Consider the following 24,466-nt stretch of genomic DNA (forward strand, 5'->3'; position numbering starts at 1 on the left):
AATGTTGTGAAAGTAATTAGCTTTAATGCCAATGGCATCCGTTCTGCCGCTCGAAAGGGTTTTTATGATTGGTTGGCCAAGCAGCAAGCAGACGTTGTGTGCATTCAAGAGACAAAAGCACAAGTCGAACAACTAACGCCTGAATCACTTTTTTTTCCTGAGGGTTATTATTGCGATTATTTCGATGCAGAAAAAAAAGGATACAGTGGTGTGGCATTGTATGCACGTCAAAAGCCCCTACAGATTATTAAAGGCACGGGCTTTGAGACATGTGATTCCGAAGGAAGATATCTTCAGTTCGATTATCCTGGATTAAGCATTATATCACTCTACCTGCCTTCAGGAACCAGTGGAGATTTGCGGCAAGCTGTAAAATACGAATGTCTAGATTTTTTTAAAAACCATTTCAGAACGTTAAAAGAACAAGGGCGTGAGCTCATCATTTGTGGGGATTACAACATTGCTCATAAAGAAATAGATCTTAAAAATTGGCGAGGAAATCGAAAAAATTCTGGCTTTTTGCCAGAAGAGCGGGCTTGGATGGATGAATTATTTAGTGCTTTAGGATTTGTGGATGCTTTTCGCATTCATAACCAGCAGGAAGAGCAATACACCTGGTGGTCAAATAGAGGCCAGGCCTGGGCCAAAAATGTTGGATGGCGAATTGATTATCAGGTTGTCACGCCTAACATTGCAGAGCATATTGTTGGTAGCGAGATATACAAAGAAGAACGTTTTTCAGATCATGCTCCCTTATTAATTGAATACAAAGGAGACTGGTGTGCTTAAACTAGCGAGCTGGAATGTAAATTCTTTAAAAGTACGGTTAGAACAAGTCGTAAACTGGTTGAGTGTCTCTAATATCGATATTTTAGCCGTTCAGGAAACTAAATTACTGGATGAAAATTTTCCAGTAGGGCGATTTACAGACCTTGGATACCATGTCGTTTACTCAGGTCAAAAAACGTACAATGGCGTGGCGATCATTAGTCGTCACCCAATGGAAGCAGTTATGATGGATATTCCTCATTTGGATGACCCGCAACGACGTATCCTAACCGCATCCATTAGTGGCTTACGTTTGATTAACTTATATGTGCCTAATGGCAGTGAAGTGGGTTCAGAAAAATATGCTTATAAGCTTCATTGGTTGGAGCAAGTGACAGAATTTCTAAAAGAAGAATTAGCTAAGTACCCTGCTTTGGCAGTGGTTGGCGACTTTAACATTGCTCCTGAAGATAAAGATGTGCATGATCCCAAAGCATGGGAAGGTTCTGTGTTGGTTAGCCCTCCTGAACGCGAAGCGTTAGCAAGGATTATGGGCCTTGGATTAAATGATAGTTTTCGAGTCCTCCATCCCAACGAGCAGGCATTCAGTTGGTGGGATTATCGTCAGGCTGGATTTCGCCGTAATCGCGGATTACGAATTGATCACATCCTCCTCAGTAACGAACTACAAAGTCGCAGCACAGCTTGTGAAATAGACATTCTTCCCAGAAAAAATGAACGCCCATCAGACCATGCTCCGATATGGGTAAATCTTGATCTCGATTGATTTAATAGATTAAATCTGATATTGTTGCACGTCATTTTTATTTTAGAGCATGGTGCCTGGCAAATGATCAGGTGGCGATGCCCGTTTTGGAATTTTAAGAGAGTGGTAATATGAAAGCTTCAATTCATCCTGAGTACGAGACCATCCATGTGACCTGCAGCTGTGGCAGTACATTTGAAACACGCTCCACCTTATGTCATGATTTAAGCATTGAAGTCTGTGCTCAGTGCCATCCTTTTTATACCGGTAAGCAAAAACTGGTTGATACTGGAGGCCGTGTGCAGAAGTTCCGTGATCGATATAAGACACGTGGAAGCAATGCGCAAGAAAAGGAATAATTTGATTGCGATAAATTCATTTAGATAGTTAAATGAATGAAACCGGGCGCATTTGTGATGCGCCTTTTTTTTGCAGATATATTTCATGGTATCAGAAATCAGAGTGAGATTTTGAGAATATGATATAATTTCCCAACTTCTGCAATTCTAAAATTATAGAGAGTAATGAGTTGGATAAAGATGTATTAACCAAGCGAGCACTTGATTACCATGAGTTTCCCGTCCCCGGCAAACTCGAAGTACGTATAACGAAATCAACAAATTCTCAGGATGACTTATCCTTGGCTTATACCCCGGGAGTTGCTGAGCCTGTATTAGCGATCGCCGAGAATCAAGAGAATGCCTATCGTTTTACTTCCAAAGGCAACTTGATCGCTGTTATGACAAATGGTACAGCAGTATTAGGGCTTGGCAATGTGGGTCCTTTAGCAAGTAAGCCCGTGATGGAAGGGAAAGCCGTATTGTTTAAACGCTTTGCTGGCATTGATGTATTTGATATTGAAATACAAGCCGAAGATTCTCAGGAATTTATTTCAACAGCGCGCAATATTGCTCCAACGTTTGGCGGCATCAATTTAGAAGATATTAAAGCGCCTGAATGTTTTGAAATTGAGCAAGCATTGACTGAACAAGTGAACATTCCTGTGTTTCATGATGATCAGCACGGTACAGCAATTGTAGTGGCAGCAGGCCTTTTAAATGCGTTAGAACTACAAAATAAATCGCTTTCTGAGGTAAGAATCGTTTGTATTGGTGCCGGTGCTGCAGGCATTGCTTCTATGCGCTTGCTGGTGGCGCTAGGCGCCGATAAAAATAAAATGCTTCTGTTAGACAGCAAAGGGGTGATTCACACAGGCAGGGATGATTTGAATGCCTATAAATATGCTTTTGCTCGCGCCACCGATCGACGTACATTAGCGGACGCCTTGGTTGATGCAGACGTTTTTATTGGGGTAGCCAAGCCAGATCTTTTGAATGCTGATTTGTTGAAATTAATGGCCCCTAAACCTGTGATTTTTGCTCTGTCGAACCCAAACCCAGAAATTCGACCTGAACTGGCTTTGAAAATATGCGATGACTTGATTATTGCAACGGGACGTAGTGATTATCCCAACCAGGTGAATAACGTTCTATGTTTTCCCTATATTTTCCGGGGCGCGTTGGATGTTCGTGCAACACGTATCAATCAGGCGATGCAAATTGCAGCGGTTGAAGCGATACGCCAACTGGTTCATGAACCTGTTCCTGAAGAGGTAAAAGAGAATTATCCTGGCGTTAAGGACTGGGAATTTGGCCCAAATTATATTATTCCGAAGCCTATTGATCCCCGTCTTCGCGAACGAGTATCCCAGGCTGTTGCTAATGCCGCCATTGCAAGTGGTGTTAGCCGTAAAGACGTCTTATAGTGTCAAATTAAAACGTATACTTAACCCAATCAGTTAAGGAGAATGTTTTGTCTAGCAATAAGAATAAAAATTATCACATCATCGCATGGCTGATATGCACGCTTGGTGCCATTTATTATGCGTATGAATATTTTTTGCGCATCGCACCCAGCGTGATGGAACCCCAGCTTAGGAACCATTTTAACTTGTCTGCCAGTGGCTTTGGATTTTTATCGGCGTTTTATTATTACGCCTACGTTCCAATGCAATTACCGGTTGGTGTTTTAATGGATCGTTATGGTCCTCGTCGTTTATTGACGCTAGCGTGCCTATTATGCGTATTTGGAACCTTTTTGTTTGCAGGCACTACAGTATTCAGTGTTGCCGCTTCTGGACGTTTTTTAGTTGGTCTAGGCTCTTCTTTTGCGTTCGTAGGAGTGTTAAAATTAGCAACAATATGGCTTCCTGAAGATAAACTTGCCATGGTAGCTGGCATGGCGGCCGCATTGGGTACAATTGGCGCAATGATTGGTGATAATATTTTGGGAGCTATGGTATTTAATTTTGGTTGGCAACCTACGGTTTATATCACAGGATTCTTTGGTTTAGGTTTGACGATCGTGTTGTGGTTTGGAATAAAGGATAATAAACGTAAAACCCAAAAAAGAGAGACCCTAGACAGCTTTAAAAAGAATATGATTGATCTTGGGAATATCGCTAAAAATGGTCAGATTTGGATAAATGGGTTTTATGGTTGTCTTGTCTATTTACCTACCACCGTATTCGCTGAACTATGGGGGATTCCTTATTTACGACACGCGTATGGTATGTCAGAAACGGAAGCCCATTTTGCAAACTCGCTGTTATTTTTAGGATTTACAATTGGAGCACCTCTTATGGGGTATATATCGGATAGACTGCATCGACGAAAACCACCCATGATGATTGGTGCAAGTGGCGCTGCTTTGATTATGATGCTAATAATCTATATGCCAAACATTAACTACTATACTTTGTATTTTTTGATGTTATTACTTGGAATTTTATATAGTGCTCAGGCGATTGTGTTTGCAGTTGGAAGAGAATTAAGCGCAAAAGAAGCGGCAGGAACGGCTATTGCCATGACCAATATGATTGTTATGATTGGCGCCATGTTCTTGCAACCTTTAGTTGGCGCATTATTGGATTGGAGCTCACATCAACATATGATATCCGTTCCAACCGAAGGGTTGCTCCTAGATAAAATGAACCAATTTTATACGGCTGACGATTATCGGTTTGCCATGTCTATTATTCCTCTTGGGATTTTAATCGCAGCGATACTGACTCTGTTTTTAAGAGAAACTTATGCATCCTCAGACGCAAATACTAGACAATAAACTTACCGGATTTAAATTATCCTTTGGTTACTTGGTTTGTACGATTGGAGCAATTTTTTATTGCTACGAATTTCTTTTACGTATCATTCCTGGCGCCTTGCAAAGTGAATTGAGCGCGGCGTTTGGGCATATTTCGGCATCAACTTTTGGTCAGTTATCTGCTTTTTACTATTTTGCCTACTCGCCCATGCAATTACCCGTCGGTCTATTAATGGATCGATTTGGTCCGCGTCGACTACTAACCTTTGCCTGTTTAAGCTGTACGCTTGGCTCGTTTATGTTTACTTTTTCCTCTTCGATGATGATTGCAGGATGTGGTCGGTTTTTAGTTGGTTTTGGATCTTCGTTTGCGTTTGTTGGCGTTTTATCGCTTGCAACCTATTGGTTGCCACGCAAGTATTTTTCACTGGTTGCGGGCTTAATTACGACGTTAGGGATGCTTGGCCTTGTTTATGGTGAAGTGAAACTTACGGAAATGGCCATTAATGTTGGGTTACAGCCAGTGTTGTTTTCTATGGTTATATTTGGCGCCATACTTTCTGTATTTATCTTTTTTATCGTTCGTGATGGCCCTGGAGCACGGCAAGTAAAAAGTTTACCTTGGCCAGAGTTTTGCAGAGACGTTGTTAAGGTTTTGACTTCAGGAGAGGTTTGGCTAATTGGATTTGCGGCGGCTTGTTTATATACCTCACTGTCTGTTTTTGGTGAGCTTTGGGGTAAGACTTATTTAGAACAAGCCCATAACTTAACTAAAGTCCAAGCTGCGAAAACAATTTCCGCATTATTCTTAGGGTGGGCTGTTGGAGCCCCGGTGGCTGGGTTGATCTCTGATATAAGCGGGCGAAGAGTATTATCCTTGGTTGTTGGTGCTGTGATGTCATTGGTTTGCATCAGTATTATTTTATATTGTCCTGGGCTTTCGTATGTTAGTTTAAATGCCTTAATGTTCTTATATGGTCTATTCAGTTCAACGGAAATTATTGCTTTTATCATGGCTAAGGAAAACAGTGGAGCAAAGTTGACTGGTACGGTGTTTGCTGCGACCAATATGATTGTGACCCTAGGGGGGGTTATTTTTCAACCGTTGGTTGGTAAATTATTAGATACCTTTGGGGATGGTAAAATGATTAACGGTGAGCATATTTACACCGTCATTGATTATCAGGTGGCCTTGTCCATCCTGCCCTTATCGTTATTGATGGTCATGGTAGTGGCCTTCTTTTTAAAAGATCGTCACACCGCAATTGTTTAGCGAAATATTGCCAACAATTCATTTACGTTCAACCGCTGGTTGCTTTTGCAGCTTATCGAGCGCCTTACTGGAAATGATTTGATTTCGCCGTGGCGATAATGATGACGTGTAAACTCTGTATCGTGATTTGAAATGATAACGGTAACCCCTAATTCAGCACTGTTCTCGGCAAGTTTCGCAAGAGTGATCTGCTCATACTCCCCAAACTGCTCTCCAACATAAGAGGTAAAATTACTGCCTTGGTTTAAAGGTGCATAAGGGGGGTCGCAATACACAATATCCCCTGGTTTGGCAAGCGTAAAGGTGTCGCGAAAATCGCGATGGATAAATCTTGCCTGCTGACTTTTATAAAAAAAATGCTCCATTTCCTGTAACGGAAAATAAGGTTTTAGGTAGCGTCCAAATGGAACGTTATAAACACCCTTTAAATTATAGCGACACAACCCATTATAACCATGACGATTTAAGTACAAGAATAATGCTGCGCGCTGGCGAGAGTCGCTGCATTCATTAAACTGTTGACGCAAGAAGTAATATCGTTTTTTCTCATTATTTTCGGGGGTGAATAGCTGCTTACAATAATTTATAAATGCAGAACCTTCTTTCTGGAGGTGAGTATAGAGTGCAATTAAATCACCATTTTCTTCGGCTAGAAGATATTCGTTATAATTTGCATTGAGGAATACTGCAGCTGAGCCAGCAAAGGGTTCAATCAACCTATTGGCTTTTGGTAGAACACTTAAAATAGCATCTAGACAGCGATATTTATTCCCCGCCCATTTTAAAAAAGGTCGAGTTTTCATATATAGGAACTCGCTGAGCCCGTTAGAAATTTATCCATATTGCCAAGCAACAATTAATAAGATAGCTGCGGTACATCCGATTACAGTTAGAGCAAAATTTCCTCCAGGAATAAAAATAAGAGAATTATCACTTTTTTTTCTTCCGCGCCAGGCCATAACCACTGGAAGCAACAACAACAATAACACACAGCAAACACCAGCGTAGTTAAACGCTTTTAAGTATATTCCTGGGTTAATTAGTACCACAACAAGTGGAGGAATAAAGGTTAAGGCAAGCGTTAACTTGCCTTGAAATCCGCCTTTTTTAAGTTTTAATCCATCAGCAAGAAAGTCAAATAAACCAAGAGAAACGCCTAATAAGGCAGTAACCATGCAAATGGAAGTAAAAAAACTAAAAAAAGCAGTAATCCAACTGCTGTGTAGTGAATCGCTTAGGGCTTGGGTTAATCCGCTGGTTGCATGATCACTTTGCATCAATGCAATGAGCCCATGGCTTCCATTGCGCTCCACAACACCCATAATGACCGCTTCCCATACGATATAACACACTAAGGGAATAAGTGACCCGTAGATGATGACTTTACGTAAGGCAGGGATGTCGTCATTAAAATATTCTCTGAGGCTAGGTACGATGGAAGCAAAACCAAATGAGGAGACCAGAATCATTAAACTGCTTGTTATTGCAGACAGCGAACCACCTTGCCAGGACGCTGGATGAACATGAGGACTGATAATCACTATCAAGAGTAAATAGACCCCTAGTTTTCCAATCATGAGTCCACGATTCACATAATCTACCGCTCGAATCCCGTGGTAAATAACCAAACTGAATATAAGTGTGTAAGTCACGGAGGTAATCCATGTAGGAAGATTGAGATGCGCACTCTGTAATAGCGCATTTAATACATCACTGCCACCAGAGATATAAGCAGCAAGCAAAGTATAAAGAAGAAAGAGATAAGTAACCCAGGCAATAATTTGGCCAGGCAAACCAAGGGTTTCACGAGCCATGGAGACCATATTACTGCCAGCAGGAAGTCTTAAGTTTACTTCTAAAATTAATAACGCTCCTGCGGTCATAATGAGCCAGCAGGTGAATAAGAAAAAAATAGAGTTGGTCATGCCCGTTGCTGCCGTGGAAACCGGAAGCGCAAGCATGCCCCCGCCGATTGAGGTGCCAATAATAAGTAGGATACCGCCAATAGTTTTAGAGTTCAGCACAGATATTCAACAGTTCAAAAATTATACAGCATGATACAATAAAAACCCATATTGCGTCAATCCTATCTTGGTTACATGGCCATGAGAATCAAAATAAAGGAACTTACTATAACCAAAAGCTGGGTAATTTTGCCACCAGGAACGACAAAGCCAGGGTTAAAATGCTTTCGACCGAAAAAAGACATCAGGGCAGGTAAAAGCAATAATAATATCACGCATAAAAAACCTGCGTAGTTTAACGCTTGAATATACGCCCCGGGGTAATAAATTACAATGAGTAATGGCGGCAAAAAAGTTAATAAAAATAAACCAAGCCCTTCTTTACCTTTCTGAGCTAATTTCAAGCCATCTCCTAAAAAGCTGATCAAACATAAAGAGACGCCTAGAAATGCCGTTAACATACAGATGGATGTGAAAAAATTAAATGTAGAGCTGATGATGTCGTTATCTACGGTGGTTGAGAGCATACGAGCTAATGTACTGGTAGCATGGGGGTCTTGCATTAAACTGGCAAGGCCTTGCTCACCCTGAGAAGGCAAAGTCCCCATAATTACGGCATCCCAAGCAATGTAGCAAAATAAGGGAATTAACGAGCCAAACAATATCAGTTTTCTTAACGCTTTAATGTCGTCATTAAAGTATACACGGAGGTTTGGAACAATGATGGCAAAACCAAATGACGTGATTAATATCATGATGGTGCTTGTGATGTGATGGAGTTCACCGCTTTTAAAGTTTTTTACGTTTGCATAGGGAGCAATTAAAAAAACAAGCAAAAAATAAGCGCCTAACTTAGCAAACATTAAAACGCGATTAAACAAATCAACTTTCCGAATGCCGCTGTAAACCACTAATCCGAATGAAGCCGTGAATAGAACCGTTAATATCCACGGGGCAATGTGAATATCAATGAGTTTAAATAATCCGCCTAAAACGTCCGCCCCACCTGAAATGTATGCAGACAATAATGCGTAGAGTAATAAAAGATAACTAATCCAAGCCGTGAATAAACCAGGTTTGCCAAGCGTTGCTGCCGCCATGGAAACCATATTCTTTCCAGAGGGGAGGTATAGATTAACTTCTAAAATGAAAAATGCCCCCAAGGTCATGACAATCCAGCATAAGAATAAGAACAGAGAGGATTGCCAAAAGCCCGTTGCCGCGTTTGCAATAGGCAAAGCTAGCATGCCGCCACCAATCGAGGTACCTACAATGAGAAGAATTCCACCTATAAACCTGGACAGCATTAGAATCGTTTGTTATGGCCGAAAAGCGATGATAGCAAAACGATTTACTGTAGACAAATCTAACGCGTTGCCTATTTTGTTCGCCCAAATTTAGAGGGCATCCGTTTTGTTGGAGTGATGCATGCAAGGGTTTTGGCTTGAGTGCTCGGGGCTCCTTGCCATTGCAATTCTAAGCGGCGATTAAAAGCACTGCCGCGAATCAAGTCATTATCGCCCACAGGATATTTATCTTCATACCCTTCAGGATGTAACCGATAGGCTTGTATTCCATTTGCCCACAAAAAGGTAATCATGGCTTCGGCACGGGATTGTGTTAATTTTCGTTTATGTTCTCTAGAACCTACATCATCCGTGAATCCGGCCACATAAATGGGAGTGCAAGGATAAAATTTTAGTAGCCGAACGATTGCATTCAAACCCGGATAAGCAAGATCGTTAATTCTAGGACTGTCAAAGTAAAAATAGGTATCAGTGGGAACGACCAGTGTTTCAATATCCCCATATTTGATATATTGCATATCGCATCGCGTTAAATCTTTAATGATTTGCGGTTTTTGGGTTAACTGATAAGCGGCTAACGAGCCAGATACGCCACCAATGATGGCCCCCGCCCCAGCGCTGCTGACGATAGAACCAGCGATTGCACCAACGGCAGCCCCCCAAGTCGCACCAGCAAAGGTATATTTTACTCCACGATGATCATCGCGAAAATTATTGTATGGTGGCTGGAAGCGTTGTAAGCAGCCACACAACAAGGCCGTGGAGACAGCCAAGCAGGTCAATCGTCTGGCATCAATCCAAAATGGCATTTCAACTCCTGTATTCGATTCATCACACCATTATTAAGGATTGCAAAAAATTTCGCAATCAGCACTTGAGATTTAGAAATGGCGATGGTAACTTACGAACCTCTTAGTTGGGGCGAGTTAAACATCTTTTTTTAACGAGGAAAGCCCCTAAATTCATCCAACCGAATTTGTAAACAATAGGAAATTTATATGGAAATCTACCTTAATCCCCAGAATTCTCTTAAATCCCTAACATGGGTTTATCACCTGTTTATGCACTAAAACGAATCAAGTTCAAACCTTAACAAGGAAGTCTTTAAGATGAAAAATCGCTTTCTAACGCTATGCGTTTTATCTATTTTATTGTGTTCTTGCGCCTCAGTAATGCACCCACCCATTCGAATGCAGGTATCAGCCACCAAGCAATTAAATCGGGATAACGCCGGTCAGTCTCTCCCTGTAAGAATTAAAATTTATCAATTAAGTGATCCAACACTGTTTAGAGAAGCCACCTTTCGACAATTATGGAAACAGGATGTTCAGGTTTTGGGAGCAACGTTGCTGGAGAAAAAAGAACTCACACTGAATCCTGGAGAACGTGAATCGATCAAAATGATCCCTAAGGAACAAGCGGAATATCTAGCCGTTGTTGGCCTGTTTAGACATCCTGAAGGACAGCGATGGAAATCCTTAAAGTCCTTAATGGGTTCTGTGGGAACCTATCTAAAGCCTACGGTGATTATGGCTAACCAAAATTCAGTGGAGATTCAGTGATGCCATCGTATCGAAAGGTTATTTGGGCGGAAGGAATTCTACTTGGACAACAGCATTTTCAACTTTGGGATAATTTTCAGCATCATCAGCAGCGATTAATTCAAAATTACTCACATTCCTATAACTGGGGAATTGCTGTTCTAACCGTAGATGAGAGCTTTTTGCCGCAAAGGCAATTCCGTGTCAATCGCTGTGTGGCCTTATTGGAAGATGGGCGGTGGGTTGACTTTGATGATGCTTATGATGAGCCGTTAATGATTGAGCTGCCTAAGGAGCCTATTGCAAAACTTGATGTATATATAACTCTCTCAACTTCTGAAATGATAGATGGCTTAACGGGATATAATACGTCAATCCATCCAGCGTGGCTGGGGAAGTATGAGCGGGTAGCTGATCTATATGATTCCAGTAGAACAAGAGAAGTGTTGGTTGCTAAACAACATCTTCGTTTAACTCTGAACGAAGATCGCTTGGAACATGATGTTCGAATCAAAATTGCGGAACTTGAATACGATACACTTCAAGGATCTTACAAAACGTGCCAAAGCTATTGTCCACCATTATTACGACTTGGTGCTTCACCTTATATTAGCTCATGGATTTCTAGCTTTAAAAACACATTGCAACGTTACATTCATCAGTTAAATGCTCAAAAGGTAAAACATCAAGATTTACAAGGTTCGTTTGATTATCGGAATTTTATTTATTTTAATTTAACGAAAACATTAACGACCTATTTTGCGCTTTTATCACAACTCCAAACCTTGCCATCCAAACATCCGTTTGAATTGTATGAAGTATGCATCGCCTTAATTGGAGAGTTATGGGGATATTTAGATAAACCCTTATCTGAGTCGCCATTGCCTTCCTACAATCAAAACGGTTTACATTATCTTTTCGACGAATTAAATCAGCGTTTTCTTACCATCCTGAAGCAAGTCATGCCTGCTAATACGTTGAACGTTGTTTTGCAAAGAATTTCTGAAACACGATTCGAATCAAATGAGTTAAGCCCAACCGAACTCATGGCAAAGCAGTTTTGTTTGGCGGTTTTTCACGAAGAAATGACGGAAGGGCTTATTAAGAAAATTACGGCGCAAGTTAAAATTGCAGCCCCCTCACAACTGATGGATATTGTTCAAAGTTTTACTCAAGGAATTGATTTTCATTATTTAAATAAACCCATGAAAGAATTAATCACCAAGCGAAACTATCATTATTTTGTCCTAAACAAGCAATCCGAGTTATGGGATGGTGTGTTATCGGAAAATAAGCTGGCATTGTTTGTTAGCCCTGATCTGGCTTTTATGCCATTTGAAATCATTTCTTACTCGTGAACAAGGATTTCTTGCGATGAATGTATTATTTCTAGGTTTGAATCAAACAATGGGCCTAATTAGAACCATAACTGGCTCGGAACAGGAGCAATATCTTGATTCACAAGCGTTACGTCGTCAATGTAAAGAAGCCCTCAATCAATTTGAACAACAAGCACTAGAAAAAAATGTACAACCAGAACATCTTGCGCTTTGTAAATACGCCCTAATTGCTTTTATTGACGAATTGATTATCAGACAGGAAGGGCCGACAAGTCAGATTTGGTTAGTGAATCCGCTGCAGCTAGAATATTTTGACGAAAATACGGCCGGCCAACAGTTTTTTATCAAACTTAATCATTTAAGACTGCAAGCTGAACGATTTATAGACTGTCTGGAAATTTACTACTTTTGTCTTGAGTTGGGTTTTGAAGGTCAATATCAAACAAAAGACAAGTTTGAATTAATCCAATTAAAACAAGCGCTCAAAACACAAATTGAACACATACGTCATTATCCAGTGTTAGACGTCCTATTTAGAGATGAAACCTTATCCTTTAAAGAACCTAAACCGTCTAAATCTAAGCTCCTGATATTTAGTCTTTGGGGACTAACGACTTTAGGTTTTCTCTATTTGATTCTTGTGGGAGTTATTCATTATCAAGCCCACCAAGCCCGTACACCAATCCATAATTATCAACAGGCCATTGCTAAATCGTTAAAATTTGAATTCTCAAAGGAATAGAATGAAATATTATGTCCAACTTATTAAAGGAATGAAGCCCCAAAAAAAATTAATCCTCTTTAGCCTAGTGTTGCTCTTTTTTTTGATAATCCTAGGTTTTTTAACGAAATCATTGTTTCGTTTAGGTGGAATTATCTTGGGTTTGAGTAGTGTCGCAAGTTTGGTGTATGGAGGATGGTATCTCTTCAAATATGGTAAACCTCATTGGCTTCATAATGTAGAACTTGTGTTCCGAAACCACTGGCATGAAATTAAAACATTCAACTGGCAAAAACACCTCCGACGTAAAGCATCAAAGGCAAATATTCCATGGCACTTAATGATTGGTCCTCCATCATCGGGAAAAACTAAGCTTCTGCATGCGTTGGAACATTCTAGTCAGAACGTTAAAAGCCAAGACCTAGACACCAAGCGCTATTATGAACAATGCTACTGTTCAGATGGAGTATTGATAGATGTATCTGGTTCAATTTTATATGATGAGGAGCGTTGGCCATGGCTTATCACCGAATTAAAGAAAACTAAAATTAAACCCAAGTTAAAAGGGATTGTATTGGTGGTAAGTGCGCAGACTTTATTCGAGGAAGGTAATCTTAGAAAGAAGGTTTTTAGTCAATTAGATAAATTTTATAAAGCGTTAACTATAAAACTCCCTATCCACTTAGTAATAACCCAGTGTGATCGTCTTGGTGGCTTTCGGCCATGCTTTGAAACACTAGGCTCTGATTTAAAAAAGCAAGTGTTTGGCATCACGTTTGATCAAAATAAATGCAGGGCATTGCAGCTTAAGCAATGGGGCGAATCCATTTATGGGGGCATTTATGCCCGATGCTTTAAGCAACTTTCTCTTCAGTCATACGTTATAGAAACAACCGAGCTTTTGAGCTTTCCTCTGAATTTCAAGCGTTTATCGAACGCGTTGCATGCGTTTGTTCATGAATTAAGCCAAGATTCCATATATCAAGAGAAAATAAATTTCGCGGGATGTTATCTCGTCGGGGATCAACATAAGTCCTCAGAGTCTCAAGGCTATTTTGCACATGATTTAATGACTAAACAATTGTTTAATGTCAACGTTCCGGTTGAATTAAGTAACCATCAAAAAAAAAGAAAACAATGGATTTATCGAATAAAACGCACCTTGGTTACTTTAATGTTTGTCAGCAGTTTAGGATTGATGGTTTCAGCGTATTTAACCCATGCAACACTGCTTCATCGTGGTAAAGCGATAGCACAATCAGGACTGCAAGCGCTTGATCATCCTATGCATTCATTTGATCTAACCATGTTATATCCCATTGCCCAGCATATCTATGATTTGCGCCACTTCAAAGAATCAAATACTTGGTATAAAACCTTGGGAATAAACCAAGTCAAAAGCCAACTTGATCCCTATGATCAAATTTTGGCACAAGGATTACATTTGGTTTACAGGTCGATTAAACAACATTTAGCCAAGGAGTTGCAGGCATTTCATGAACAATGGGTAAACGCTAGTGATGAAGATCGTTTTGCGATGCGGGGAAGTTATTATACCCAGCTCAAGCTCTATTTAATGCTCAATTTTCCACAACAAATTGATTTAGACGTTGCAACCAAAACGTTTGCAACGAATTGGAAGAGGTTAAAGGACTTCCCTGAGTCAACCCTTGCCATGTCGAAATCCAGGCTTTTTCACTTAAGCCAAAACTATTTAGAGTATTTAAAGCAACTTGATGCGCATGAGCGGAAAAAATTAGCAACGTATAATCGTCAGTTAATCGGTTTTGCACGCCATGACTTGAAAACGACATCAGGCGTTAGCAATGTGTATGCTGAGATCGAACAATATTTTATAAACAGCCTTGGTTATTTCAAAGAAGACGTCGTTTTTGGTGACGATGAAGCCCATTTATGGCAGATGGGATATCCCTTACCACGATTTTTCTCGCGTGATGCCTTTGATAAGGCGGTAAGACGTTCTATCGTTGATCATGCCCGTAGGGATGCAAAGCACGATTGGGTGATTCATGCTCCCTTAAATCAACTGGTTATGGCCACATCACCAATACAGTCTTTAAATGATAAAAGATCCGCAGAGCAATTAATAAATGAATTGCACACCCTTTACTTTCAACAGTATATAAAGCATTGGATGAACTTTCTAACCTCGCTCAAAATAATCCCTTTTAAGAGTTATGACGAAGCAGCGCTACAGCTTAGTATGTTAGAGCAGGAAACGGGTTCCATTGTTCACTTATTCCAAACCATTAATGCAAATTTTGCACTTAATTCATTTTTGCCAGAAACAGACATAAGCGCATTACCGTCTTCTATTAAAACTAAAATGATGTTTTGGTTTGAGGTTACCCGAACCAATATGACTTCCAATCCTATTCTAGGGCAATATTTAAAACAGTTGGAGAAGTTACAGCAAGAGACAGAACGGTTATCCATTGGTCCAGAATTGAGCCAAGCCGCTGAAAAATATGTAGCTCGTTTATTGGGTGGAGAAGGACAAGAGACGGAATTGTATAACACTTCAATTTTAATTGAGCAATTGATGAATCGAGTAAGTAATCTTCCTGAACGTCGAGTATTGAAAAATATACTCATATCGCCGGTACAAGAGTGTTATCGTGCCTTAGTTTATGAATCTTTGCGGGGATTGCAGAGTGAATGGAAGAAAACCGTGCTTACGCCCTTTAAAGAGCAATTAGCCACGAGCTTTCCTTTTAGTCACTCAGGACAAGATGCGAATTTAGGTCTCTTTATTAATTTTTTCCGCCCAGACCAAGGAATAGTGACCGAGTTTAAACAGCGCTTGCAAACAATGTTACACCGTGAAGGAGGGCATTATATTGCAAAACAGTGGCTGGGGGTGTCTATTCCATTTTCAAAGCCTTTCTTAAGAAATATTGAAATCATTGAGCAGCTGACACAATCTTTATTTCCTCAAGGTCAAGGCGATTTAGCGCTTCGTTTCCTGGTCTACCCTATTCCCTCAGCAGGTGTAAAAGAAATCCTTTTTGTGAGTAATGGTCAATCTTTTCCTTATCATAATGGACCTCAGGAATGGGTAACGTTTAAGTGGCCATCTAGCGACGCCATCGATCACGAATCATTCATTCGTATCACTCAATCTAATAATACCATGTTAATGAGCAAAGAATTTATCGGCCCATGGGGGTTCTTCCATCTCCTGCATTCAGCCGCGAGCAAATTAAAGCATGAACAAGGGTATCGCTTACAGTGGACATTAAACCATGAGGGTCGCTCCAAAACCGTTCAGTTATTGATAGGTGGCAAATCAAGCCTTGATGCGTTTGAATTGTTGCTGTTTAAGCCATTAAAATTAGAAGAAAGTTTAACCTAAACCATAATTCTAGAAAAAGCAGTTAAGCCGAAATAAAAAAACCTTTGGGGTTATTTGAATACTTGCTATAATAACCTTAAAGGTTATCAAAAGGATAACCATGACCGAAAAGAGGCTACCTAGCTATTCTTTAGAAACAATTAAGAAAGTGTTTAACAAAGAAGATAAGCTGAACATGACCTACTCTGCCAAACAAGGTCAAATTAGCTTGGGATTTACTAACAAAGATGTGGTGGATGCTATTCAGGCGCTTACAACACGGAATTTTTATAAATCCATGTTACCAATACACACTGGATTTAGCGCATGGCAGGATGTCTATAAATCACGTTTTAATGGTGTGGAGTTATATATTAAGTTTCAGGTTGGTACACGCGGGGAGCTAATTCTCTCTTTTAAGGAGAAGTAAGATGACAAAACATACATGCCCTATTTGTGGCGAAAAAGCCTTAAAGCATGATATAAAAAATGTGCCTTACACATACAAAGGTCATACGTTTTATATCGATCAACCTGCAGAGTGGTGTGGTGCCTGTGGTGAAGGTATTATTAGTGCTGACGATGATAAATCCGTCCTTACCAATATTCAGGAAGAAAAAGCAAAAATAGATGGGCTTTTGCCGCCAAGCGAAATAAAAGAGATCCGCAAGAAATTGCATTTAAATCAAAAAGAAGCAAGCACCCTTTTTGGTGGTGGTATCAATGCCTTTAATCGATACGAAAAGGGTGTAAACGCAATCCCAAGACCGTTAAGTCTTCTCTTAACTCTTCTTAAAAAGCACCCCGACCAATTAAAAGAATTGATCAATAATAACAATTCGACGCTCGCGAAGCATTAAATATTAAGGGCGCACAATGAAAGAGTCATTACAAATTACACTAAGAAAAAATCGACGCTCAGTCGACCTTTCCCGCAAGCGGGCGAGGTGAAACAGATTTAACCGCACTTAAAATCGCACCCGGTATTTACCGTCAGATTGATTTGCAAACTGACCACTGATATCCTTTGGCTAGGATTTAATAGTTGATTTTTAAAGGATATCTTAATTTGAGTGAACGAATGTCTGAGACAAATCCGACACTTTTTACTATGTCCCTAGCGGCGTTGGGAGTGGTCTATGGAGATATCGGAACGAGTCCCTTATACGCTATGAGGGAATCGCTTTATGGACTTCCCATTAATTTAGTCGATGTACTAGGGGTTTTATCGCTAATTTTTTGGTCCTTCATCCTGGTCATTTCTTTAAAATACTTAGTCATTTTGTTCCGTGCAGACAACGATGGAGAGGGTGGGATCCTCGCTTTATTGGCACTGGTAAAACGTCACATGGGTGATAAGGCCAGAATATTATTTGTTCTGGGAATTTTTGGGGCAGGTCTCATGCTCGGAGATGGGATGTTAACGCCCGCTATTTCGGTTATCAGTGCTATTGAAGGATTAAATATTATCGTTCCTTCACTATCGAACTGGGTCATTCCACTCACCATTCTTATTTTAATCGGATTATTTTCAGTTCAATCTTATGGCACCGCTAAAATCGGATTCATTTTTGGACCAATTATTTTTATTTGGTTCGTGACTATAGGAATTTTAGGGTTTGTTCATATCATTCAAAATCCTGTGGTATTAAAAGCGGTCAGCCCTTTATATGCGTATCATTTTTTTGTGGTCAATGGATGGACTGGTTACGCACTGTTAGGCGGCATTTTTCTGGTGGTGACCGGAGGCGAAGCGCTTTATGCTGATTTGGGGCATTTTGGTAAGACTCCGATTCGCGTGAGTTGGTTTACCATTGCATTGCCTGGACTGCTGTTGAATTACTTCGGCCAGGGGGCTTACCTTCTAAACCACCCTGACGCAATCGTTAATCCTTTTTACATGCTTGCTCCAAAATGGTTTTCGTTTCCTTTATTAGTTATTGCCACAGTTGCTACGATTATTGCGTCACAGGCGGTTATTTCGGCTGTGTTTTCACTAACAAGGCAAGCAGTACTGTTAGGCCTTTATCCTCATCTGCCTATTATTCAAACCTCCAAGTCCAAGCGGGGGCAAATTTATATCCCACAAATGAATCTAATTTTGGCATTGGGTACACTGTTCTTAATCCTCACCTTTAAAAGTTCAAATGCATTGGCCCATGCCTATGGTATTGCAGTCAACTTAGACATGATCATGACCAGCATGCTGATCATTTATTTAGCCATCAAAAAATGGCATTGGCATCCGTTAAATTTAATATTGATGTTTAGTTTCTTTGGTATCATAGATTTTGCTTTCTTAGGGGCTAATATTCAAAAAATAATGACGGGCGGATGGGTTCCGGTGGTGTTTGCCATGATTTGTGCATTTATTATGTACACCTGGTATCAAGGCCGGCAGTATCTTCAAGAAGAATATTATATTAAAAAAGAAGAATACACGAAAATCTTAAAACAATTTGATTACAAAAGTCTTCACCACCTGCCCGATACAACCGCTATTTTTATTACCGATGTGTATGATAGAAGTGGTGGGAGTTTTTTACACTTTTTAAAGTTGGTGCGCACACTGCCAGAGTATATTTTGATCGTCAATTATAAGGTAGAAAATATTCCTTATGTCTCCTCCACGGATCGGTTTGAGATGCATTGTCCCAAGGAAAATGTCTGTGAATTAACGCTACATTATGGCTTCATGGACACCATTTCAATTCCGCAGGCCTTATATGTTGCTAACGAGCGAAAATTATTACCTTTTGAAGTCAATATCGAGGCTGCAACCTATTTATTAGAAATACCAAACGTCGTTGCCAGTAAAAAGAAAGACACTTTGTGGTTTTACTGGCAAGAAAAATTATTTGCGTTCCTGGTTAGAAACTACTCAGCTAATTTGAATATTGAGTTTTATCAGTTGCCTTATAACCGCACCATTGCGATCGGCACGTACAACATAATTTAATGCGTATCTTTTTCAGGATGAACCTCACAATGTTCGCCAAGTACTTGCTTCGGGACCACTATCTGCACATTAATGCCTTTTATAGTGGGGCTCTTTAATGTGTTTCGTAAATAATCTACAAGAGGAACGTCAACCGTTTTTTGATGAATCGATGAAGCTTCGCGATACATTAACGTATCGTTAACCCATATCCCAAATCCAAGATGGGAAACGTGTAAACGTGTTCCGATTTGTTTACGAAGATCCCAGCTGGGTCGAATAATTTCAATGATTGAGGCGTTGGGAATTTGCTTGAATAAATAATGATTCGGCTCGCCTTTTTCATTAAATAACTCACTTAAAGGAAGGTAAGGAATTTCTGTTTCCGCTACTTCCAGCTTACTACCTATTTGTTTTAACTCAGCTAATTTCTGCTGCTTTTGTTCTTCGCTTAAACCGTTAATTCGAATTTTGGAACGTGTAAAATGCTGATACCACGAAGGTTTGTCGATGATGGTTTTGGCCCGCTTAGCTACGGGTTTGTTTTTCTCATCAGTAAAAGTGGTCGTGATATCTTTAGTATAAGACTGAGATTGATTATTTCGGTTCCAATCGCGACTGGCGAAATGATTGCGGTGGGCGAAGTTGACTTGACCATCGTGGTAGCGAATTTTTTGAATGCATTGTTTAAACGAATTTAAGTTATTGGCCAAAGCAAGCGCTAAAACCGTGTCTACATAAGTTTCACAATCAAACGCATCTAAACGATATAAAGGGAACTGATCAAATTCACCATTTTTTCCCTCTCCTAATGCGGTTAACAGGTAAGGTTTCCCCAAGAGTAGGGCACTAAAGGCTTCAATTCGAGCCGGCATGTTATTGATCGGTTTCTGTTTAAGCCTATGATACAATTGTTCAATTATTTTATCGGCTTTTTGTTCAGGATCGACGCTATTTGCCGCAAGCAAACCGCTGCTTAATAAAAGTATAATAGCAATTGGGAGTTGTTTTATAAAAATTATTAGTTTCATAATGAAAAAAACCTGTGGATAGAGTGCAATAGTATAGACGAAATTTTTTTTGGCGAAAGTTAGAGACGTTCCCCTATCCATTCTTTCTTGGAGGATTTAAATGTTAAATGCCATTTGGCTAGGCATGATATTTTTATCGGTAATCGTAGGTTTTATTCAAGGGCGGCTTGATCAGGTGGTTCATGCTGTAACCGACTCAGCGAAGCTTGGGTTTGAAGTAGCGCTTGGCTTAACCGGAATTATGGCACTTTGGTTAGGAATTATGGGGATTGCCTCTGAATCTGGTCTGATTAATACATTTGCACGTATTCTTCGACCGGTTATGAAACGCCTTTTTCCAGAGGTTCCAGTTGAGCATCCCGCGATGGGCGCGATGGTGATGAATATCTCAGCGAATATGCTTGGACTCGCGAACGCGGCTACGCCTTTTGGGTTACAAGCGATGAAAGAGTTACAACGCTTAAATACTCACGCTCACACAGCAAGTAATGCGATGTGTACGTTTCTCGCTGTTAATACCTCCAGCGTACAATTAATTCCTGCCACAGCGATTGCTTTCTTGGCGGCAAATGGCAATCTACATCCAAGCAATGTCATTATCAGCTCATTATTAGCGACGACTGTTTCCACCATCGTAGGGATCGTGGCTGTGAAGCAATTTGCAAAACTTTCCTATTTTAAAATCGATTCGGATTAAACCTATGAGCGATTTGGCCAATCAGATCTCCAATTTAATTTTCTTGCTTTTTGTGGTTGGGATTCCACTGTATGCGGCGATTAAAAAGATAAATGTGTTTGATGCTTTTGTTACAGGGGCTAAGCAAGGATTTGAAGTCAGTATTAGTATTCTTCCTTATCTTATCGCTATGATGGTAGCCATTGGCATGCTACGAGCATCTGGTTTTTTTGAGCTGACTTATTCTTTTTTAGCCCCGTTCCTTACGGCTATAGGAATGCCTCCAGAGCTTCTTCCACTAGCGCTCATTCGTCCTTTCTCAGGCAGTGCAGCAACTGGAGTGATGGCAGAATTAATTCATGAATATGGCGGAAACTCCTTTATTGCAAAAGCGGCTGCAACCATGATGGGGAGCACCGAAACAACCTTTTATGTGGTCGCAGTATATTTTGGCGCAATTGGCATTAGAAGAACTCGTCATGCAATACCCGCGGGACTATTAGCCGACTTAGCAGGGATAATTGCAACCGTAGTTGTTTGTCATTATCTGTTTACGTAACTAGCATGCGTTCCTAGGGCAAGCCACATGAAGAATCGGGCGCTTCCTAACCTTTAGCGGTAGTTGAGTGACTTTGTTCCGAGGCAAGATGGGCTTCCTCAAAGAGTTTCATATGAGCCAAAAGAGCGCCGGCATTCGATTTAAACGAAGCTAGCTCTTGGGGCGAAACCGGTGAGGCCCGTGGAAGATCAATGGTCGTTGGATTTTTAGGATTGCCATTAATGTGAAATTCAAAATGACAATGAGGGCCGGTTGCTAAACCAGTTTGACCGACATAGCCAATAACTTGACCACGCTTGACGCGACTACCTCGCGATAATCCCTTTTGAAATTTCAACATGTGGGCATAAACAGTATTATAAGCGCCATTATGCTTAATTTTAATCATATTGCCATAGCCATTTTGACGTCCAATGGATGCAATAACACCATCGCCTACCGCGCGAATCGGTGTTCCGATTGGAGCGGCCAAGTCGACGCCTTTGTGAGGTCTTCTTTTTTTAAGCACAGGATGCATACGCGACAAACTGAAGGTTGAACTAATATGGCTAAACGATAGTGGGTAACGTGAAAAAGCTTTTCGCAAGCTTAGCCCTTTGTCATTATAATAATCAACTTCTCCACTACGTTTGGTATGCCTGAATGCTTGATACGTTTTGCCTCGACTTGTCCTATAAGTTACGGCAATAATTTCTCCGGTTCCAACTTGTTTATTTTCAATAAAAAAGGCTTTATATACGATAGTAAATCGATCGCCAGCACGTACATCTTTAGAAAAATCAATTTCCCAATTGAAAATATCTACCATTTGTTGAATTAGTTTGTAGGAAATTCCGAATCGTTTAGCCGTCCCATATAACGAACCCCGAACCGTTGCGGTGACGTAATGATTGTGGCTACTGAGTTTACGGGAATTAACTTGAGTCACGTAACGACTGCCGTGGCGCGAAATCAAAATAGATTGCGTTGGGGTTAGAGGCACAATCAGCTTATCTAAAACATCTTTGTGAACGGCAAATTGCAGTTTTTGTCCAGGTTTGATGTTAGATAACGCTTTGGCATGAGGGTTATCTTGCAAAATTGCAGGAAGGGTTTGCTTATTTATACCTAGTTTGTTAAAAAAGGTTGCCAACGTGTCACCGTCCTTTGTAACAATCACTTCCCATTTGTCTTCAGCTTTCGGAGAGTTTTCAAGCCGTTGTTCTGGCGTAGGTAAGGTTTGTTCAAGAGCAGTTTCGTTCGATTCTGGCTCAGCTGGCGTTTCTGCTGCTTGTGATTCAGAGGGTTCTACTAAAGCGGTCTCCTCCTGGATTTCTTCATCATCTGTACTATCAACTTGTTCATCGTCAGATGATGCTTGATATTTAGGGAAAGACAACGATTTAGAAGCATTCATTCCATGTTTTTTATCTCGAAATGTTTTCACCAGTACGACAGGTAATGAAATGGCGACCAATAGGGCAACAAGCGCAACAAGTTTTGAAGGTTGCGCTGGTTTTTTTTGGTTGACATGTTTTAGATCCATTCTATGCCTTAAAATGCGCTTATCAAAAAAGGAATTCTGTTGACAGGCCACTAAAAAAATTAAGGTCTGTACAATTTGTACTATATAATCCTAGGAAAGGGGGTTAAGTCCTACTAGGTATGTTAACGGGACAAATCTATTTTCCTAGAAACATGTTACTCACTGGAGGGTATTCGCAAAATGCTTGGTTCTTACGCATAGCGATTAAAAATCAACAAACCCTGGCAGGAATAAATTATCCGGGCTAAGATACCCGCTGAACGTTGCCAGGTCAATCATTAAAAAGGTTTTGCTGTTATGGTCGATAAAGAAATAATGTACGATGAGCTATTACGCGGATGTGAGGAAGTCCTTCCCATTGAGGAGTTTCAAACCAAGTTAAAACAGGGAAAATCTTTAAAAATTAAAGCTGGATTTGATCCAACTGCACCCGACCTTCATCTAGGACATACGGTGCTTTTAAATAAATTACGTCAGTTTCAAGAGTTTGGCCATGAAGTCATTTTTTTAATTGGTGACTTTACAGCAATGATCGGTGATCCAACCGGTAAAAACGTTACTCGACAGCCACTAAGTGCCGAACAAGTACTTGAAAATGCGAAAACCTACCAACACCAGGTATTTAAAATTTTAGATTATGAAAAGACCACTGTGGCTTTTAATTCCCAGTGGCTAAATCGCTTAACACCCGTGGATCTGATTCGTCTGGCTGCCACCCATACGGTAGCTAGAATGTTAGAACGAGATGATTTCAGTAAACGCTATGCCTCCGGTCAACCGATAGCCATTCATGAGTTTTTATATCCACTAATTCAAGGATATGATTCCGTTGCACTTCATGCAGATGTGGAGCTTGGTGGAACGGATCAAAAATTTAATTTACTCATGGGACGTGAATTACAGAAACATTTTGGCCAAGAGCAGCAGGCTATTATGATGCTACCTCTTATAGAAGGATTAGATGGCATACGTAAAATGTCCAAATCCTATGATAATTATATTGGTATTACTGAACCAGCAGATGAAATGTTTGGCAAACTCATGTCCATTTCAGATGAGCTAATGTGGCGTTATATTAATCTCTTAAGTAAGAAATCAATTGTTGAAATTGTTAAATTGAAAGAAGCGGTTAAAGCAGGATTAAATCCTCGAGATGTAAAGATCGATTTTGCAAAAGAAATTGTCACTCGTTTTCATGATAAACCACAGGCTGAAGCAGCTCATCAATCGTTCATTGAACGATTTCAAAAAAAAGCGGTTCCAGAGGATCTGGAATTACAAAAAGTCCACTATGAACCTGGTACAACGATAGCGCAACTTTTAAAACAGGTTGACTTGACTAAAAGCACATCGGAGTCTATACGTTTAGTGAAGCAAGGTGCTGTAAAAGTCGATGGTGAGAAAATATCAGACCCTTCGTTAAGTTTACCTCCTGGTAATATCTTTATTATCCAAGTTGGAAAACGACGCTTAGTAAAATTGAGCTTATAAACACGCCCAAAAAAAATCTTAGAAATTTTTTCAAAAAGTGTTTGACAAAGAAGCTGAGGTGAGTAGAATACGCAGCACTGCCGAGAGATGGCGAGTTCATTAAAAAGAA

Annotated in this window: 22 protein-coding genes; 16 read left to right on the forward strand and 6 right to left on the reverse strand. The window is 40.2% G+C overall.

All coding sequences use genetic code 11. From position 1 onward, the window contains the following. The first annotated feature begins 6 nt into the window (after positions 1-6). The 6 genes from E1O47_RS09410 (at position 7) to E1O47_RS09435 (ending at position 5,909) form a co-directional block, all read left to right on the forward strand. Positions 7-789, forward strand: coding sequence for an exodeoxyribonuclease III (locus E1O47_RS09410; protein WP_133131003.1), 783 nt, complete (start codon positions 7-9; stop codon positions 787-789). Beyond that, positions 782-1,555, forward strand: coding sequence for an exodeoxyribonuclease III (xth, locus tag E1O47_RS09415; protein WP_133131004.1), 774 nt, complete (start codon positions 782-784; stop codon positions 1,553-1,555). The genes E1O47_RS09410 and xth overlap by 8 nt, the downstream gene beginning before the upstream one ends. A gap of 110 nt (positions 1,556-1,665) precedes the next feature. Then, complete coding sequence (gene rpmE / locus E1O47_RS09420) at positions 1,666-1,893, forward strand: 50S ribosomal protein L31 (protein ID WP_133131005.1); 228 nt, start codon at positions 1,666-1,668, stop codon at positions 1,891-1,893. A 170-nt stretch (positions 1,894-2,063) separates the two neighbouring features. Next, positions 2,064-3,299: a malic enzyme-like NAD(P)-binding protein gene (locus E1O47_RS09425; RefSeq protein WP_133131006.1), complete on the forward strand. Its 1,236-nt coding sequence runs from the start codon at positions 2,064-2,066 to the stop codon at positions 3,297-3,299. A gap of 47 nt (positions 3,300-3,346) precedes the next feature. After that, the gene (locus E1O47_RS09430; RefSeq protein WP_165475093.1) at positions 3,347-4,657 is read left to right on the forward strand and encodes an MFS transporter; all 1,311 of its coding nucleotides are present in this window, start codon (positions 3,347-3,349) and stop codon (positions 4,655-4,657) included. Then, complete coding sequence (locus E1O47_RS09435; protein ID WP_133131007.1) at positions 4,626-5,909, forward strand: MFS transporter; 1,284 nt, start codon at positions 4,626-4,628, stop codon at positions 5,907-5,909. Before E1O47_RS09430 ends, E1O47_RS09435 begins: the two co-directional genes overlap by 32 nt. Here E1O47_RS09435 and E1O47_RS09440 read toward each other — a convergent pair. From E1O47_RS09440 to cmpA, 4 genes are all read right to left on the reverse strand, one after another. Beyond that, a complete protein-coding gene (locus E1O47_RS09440) occupies positions 5,906-6,712 on the reverse strand; it encodes a Dam family site-specific DNA-(adenine-N6)-methyltransferase (RefSeq protein ID WP_133131008.1) in 807 nt (268 codons plus the stop codon). The genes E1O47_RS09435 and E1O47_RS09440 overlap by 4 nt on opposite strands. Positions 6,713-6,742: 30 nt before the next feature. After that, the gene (locus tag E1O47_RS09445; RefSeq protein ID WP_133131009.1) at positions 6,743-7,933 is read right to left on the reverse strand and encodes an amino acid permease; all 1,191 of its coding nucleotides are present in this window, start codon (positions 7,931-7,933) and stop codon (positions 6,743-6,745) included. A gap of 71 nt (positions 7,934-8,004) precedes the next feature. Next, complete coding sequence (locus E1O47_RS09450) at positions 8,005-9,180, reverse strand: amino acid permease (protein ID WP_133131010.1); 1,176 nt, start codon at positions 9,178-9,180, stop codon at positions 8,005-8,007. A 71-nt stretch (positions 9,181-9,251) separates the two neighbouring features. Next, positions 9,252-9,989, reverse strand: coding sequence for a C-OmpA-like family protein CmpA (cmpA, locus tag E1O47_RS09455; RefSeq protein ID WP_133131011.1), 738 nt, complete (start codon positions 9,987-9,989; stop codon positions 9,252-9,254). A 300-nt stretch (positions 9,990-10,289) separates the two neighbouring features. Here cmpA and tssJ point away from each other — a divergent pair, with 300 nt between their 5' ends. From tssJ to E1O47_RS09490, 7 genes are all read left to right on the forward strand, one after another. Beyond that, the gene (tssJ, locus tag E1O47_RS09460) at positions 10,290-10,742 is read left to right on the forward strand and encodes a type VI secretion system lipoprotein TssJ (protein WP_133131012.1); all 453 of its coding nucleotides are present in this window, start codon (positions 10,290-10,292) and stop codon (positions 10,740-10,742) included. Further along, positions 10,742-12,079 (forward strand): type VI secretion system baseplate subunit TssK, encoded by a 1,338-nt coding sequence (gene tssK / locus E1O47_RS09465; RefSeq protein ID WP_133131013.1) that lies wholly within the window; start codon positions 10,742-10,744, stop codon positions 12,077-12,079. Before tssJ ends, tssK begins: the two co-directional genes overlap by 1 nt. A gap of 16 nt (positions 12,080-12,095) precedes the next feature. Continuing rightward, entirely contained in the window at positions 12,096-12,803 is a 708-nt protein-coding gene (gene icmH / locus E1O47_RS09470; RefSeq protein ID WP_165475094.1) for a type IVB secretion system protein IcmH/DotU, read from the forward strand. A 1-nt stretch (position 12,804) separates the two neighbouring features. After that, the gene (locus E1O47_RS09475; RefSeq protein ID WP_133131015.1) at positions 12,805-16,158 is read left to right on the forward strand and encodes an ImcF-related family protein; all 3,354 of its coding nucleotides are present in this window, start codon (positions 12,805-12,807) and stop codon (positions 16,156-16,158) included. A 100-nt stretch (positions 16,159-16,258) separates the two neighbouring features. After that, on the forward strand, positions 16,259-16,567 hold the full coding sequence (locus E1O47_RS09480; protein WP_133131016.1) for a type II toxin-antitoxin system MqsR family toxin: 309 nt from the start codon (positions 16,259-16,261) through the stop codon (positions 16,565-16,567). A 1-nt stretch (position 16,568) separates the two neighbouring features. Then, complete coding sequence (locus E1O47_RS09485) at positions 16,569-16,997, forward strand: type II toxin-antitoxin system MqsA family antitoxin (protein ID WP_133131017.1); 429 nt, start codon at positions 16,569-16,571, stop codon at positions 16,995-16,997. A 221-nt stretch (positions 16,998-17,218) separates the two neighbouring features. Further along, complete coding sequence (locus E1O47_RS09490) at positions 17,219-19,096, forward strand: potassium transporter Kup (protein ID WP_133131027.1); 1,878 nt, start codon at positions 17,219-17,221, stop codon at positions 19,094-19,096. Here E1O47_RS09490 and E1O47_RS09495 read toward each other — a convergent pair. Further along, the gene (locus E1O47_RS09495; protein ID WP_133131018.1) at positions 19,093-20,106 is read right to left on the reverse strand and encodes an N-acetylmuramoyl-L-alanine amidase-like domain-containing protein; all 1,014 of its coding nucleotides are present in this window, start codon (positions 20,104-20,106) and stop codon (positions 19,093-19,095) included. The genes E1O47_RS09490 and E1O47_RS09495 overlap by 4 nt on opposite strands. A gap of 100 nt (positions 20,107-20,206) precedes the next feature. Between E1O47_RS09495 and E1O47_RS09500 the strand changes: the two genes are divergently transcribed. Together E1O47_RS09500 and E1O47_RS09505 are read left to right on the forward strand one after the other, a co-directional pair. Next, positions 20,207-20,803, forward strand: a complete 597-nt coding sequence (locus E1O47_RS09500; RefSeq protein WP_133131019.1) for a nucleoside recognition domain-containing protein — start codon at positions 20,207-20,209, stop codon at positions 20,801-20,803. A 4-nt stretch (positions 20,804-20,807) separates the two neighbouring features. Beyond that, positions 20,808-21,341 carry a spore maturation protein gene (locus tag E1O47_RS09505; protein WP_133131020.1) on the forward strand — a complete coding sequence of 178 codons (534 nt, stop codon included), beginning with the start codon at positions 20,808-20,810 and terminating at the stop codon, positions 21,339-21,341. 46 nt (positions 21,342-21,387) lie between these two features. Here the strand turns inward: E1O47_RS09505 and E1O47_RS09510 are convergent, their stop codons facing one another. Beyond that, on the reverse strand, positions 21,388-22,866 hold the full coding sequence (locus E1O47_RS09510) for a peptidoglycan DD-metalloendopeptidase family protein (protein ID WP_133131021.1): 1,479 nt from the start codon (positions 22,864-22,866) through the stop codon (positions 21,388-21,390). A 297-nt stretch (positions 22,867-23,163) separates the two neighbouring features. On the opposite strand from E1O47_RS09510, the gene tyrS reads away from it, so the two are divergent. Beyond that, on the forward strand, positions 23,164-24,357 hold the full coding sequence (gene tyrS / locus E1O47_RS09515; protein ID WP_133131022.1) for a tyrosine--tRNA ligase: 1,194 nt from the start codon (positions 23,164-23,166) through the stop codon (positions 24,355-24,357). Positions 24,358-24,466 lie beyond the last annotated feature (109 nt).

This window comes from Legionella yabuuchiae, from assembly GCF_900640115.1.
Taxonomy (GTDB): Bacteria; Pseudomonadota; Gammaproteobacteria; order Legionellales; family Legionellaceae; genus Legionella_A; species Legionella_A yabuuchiae.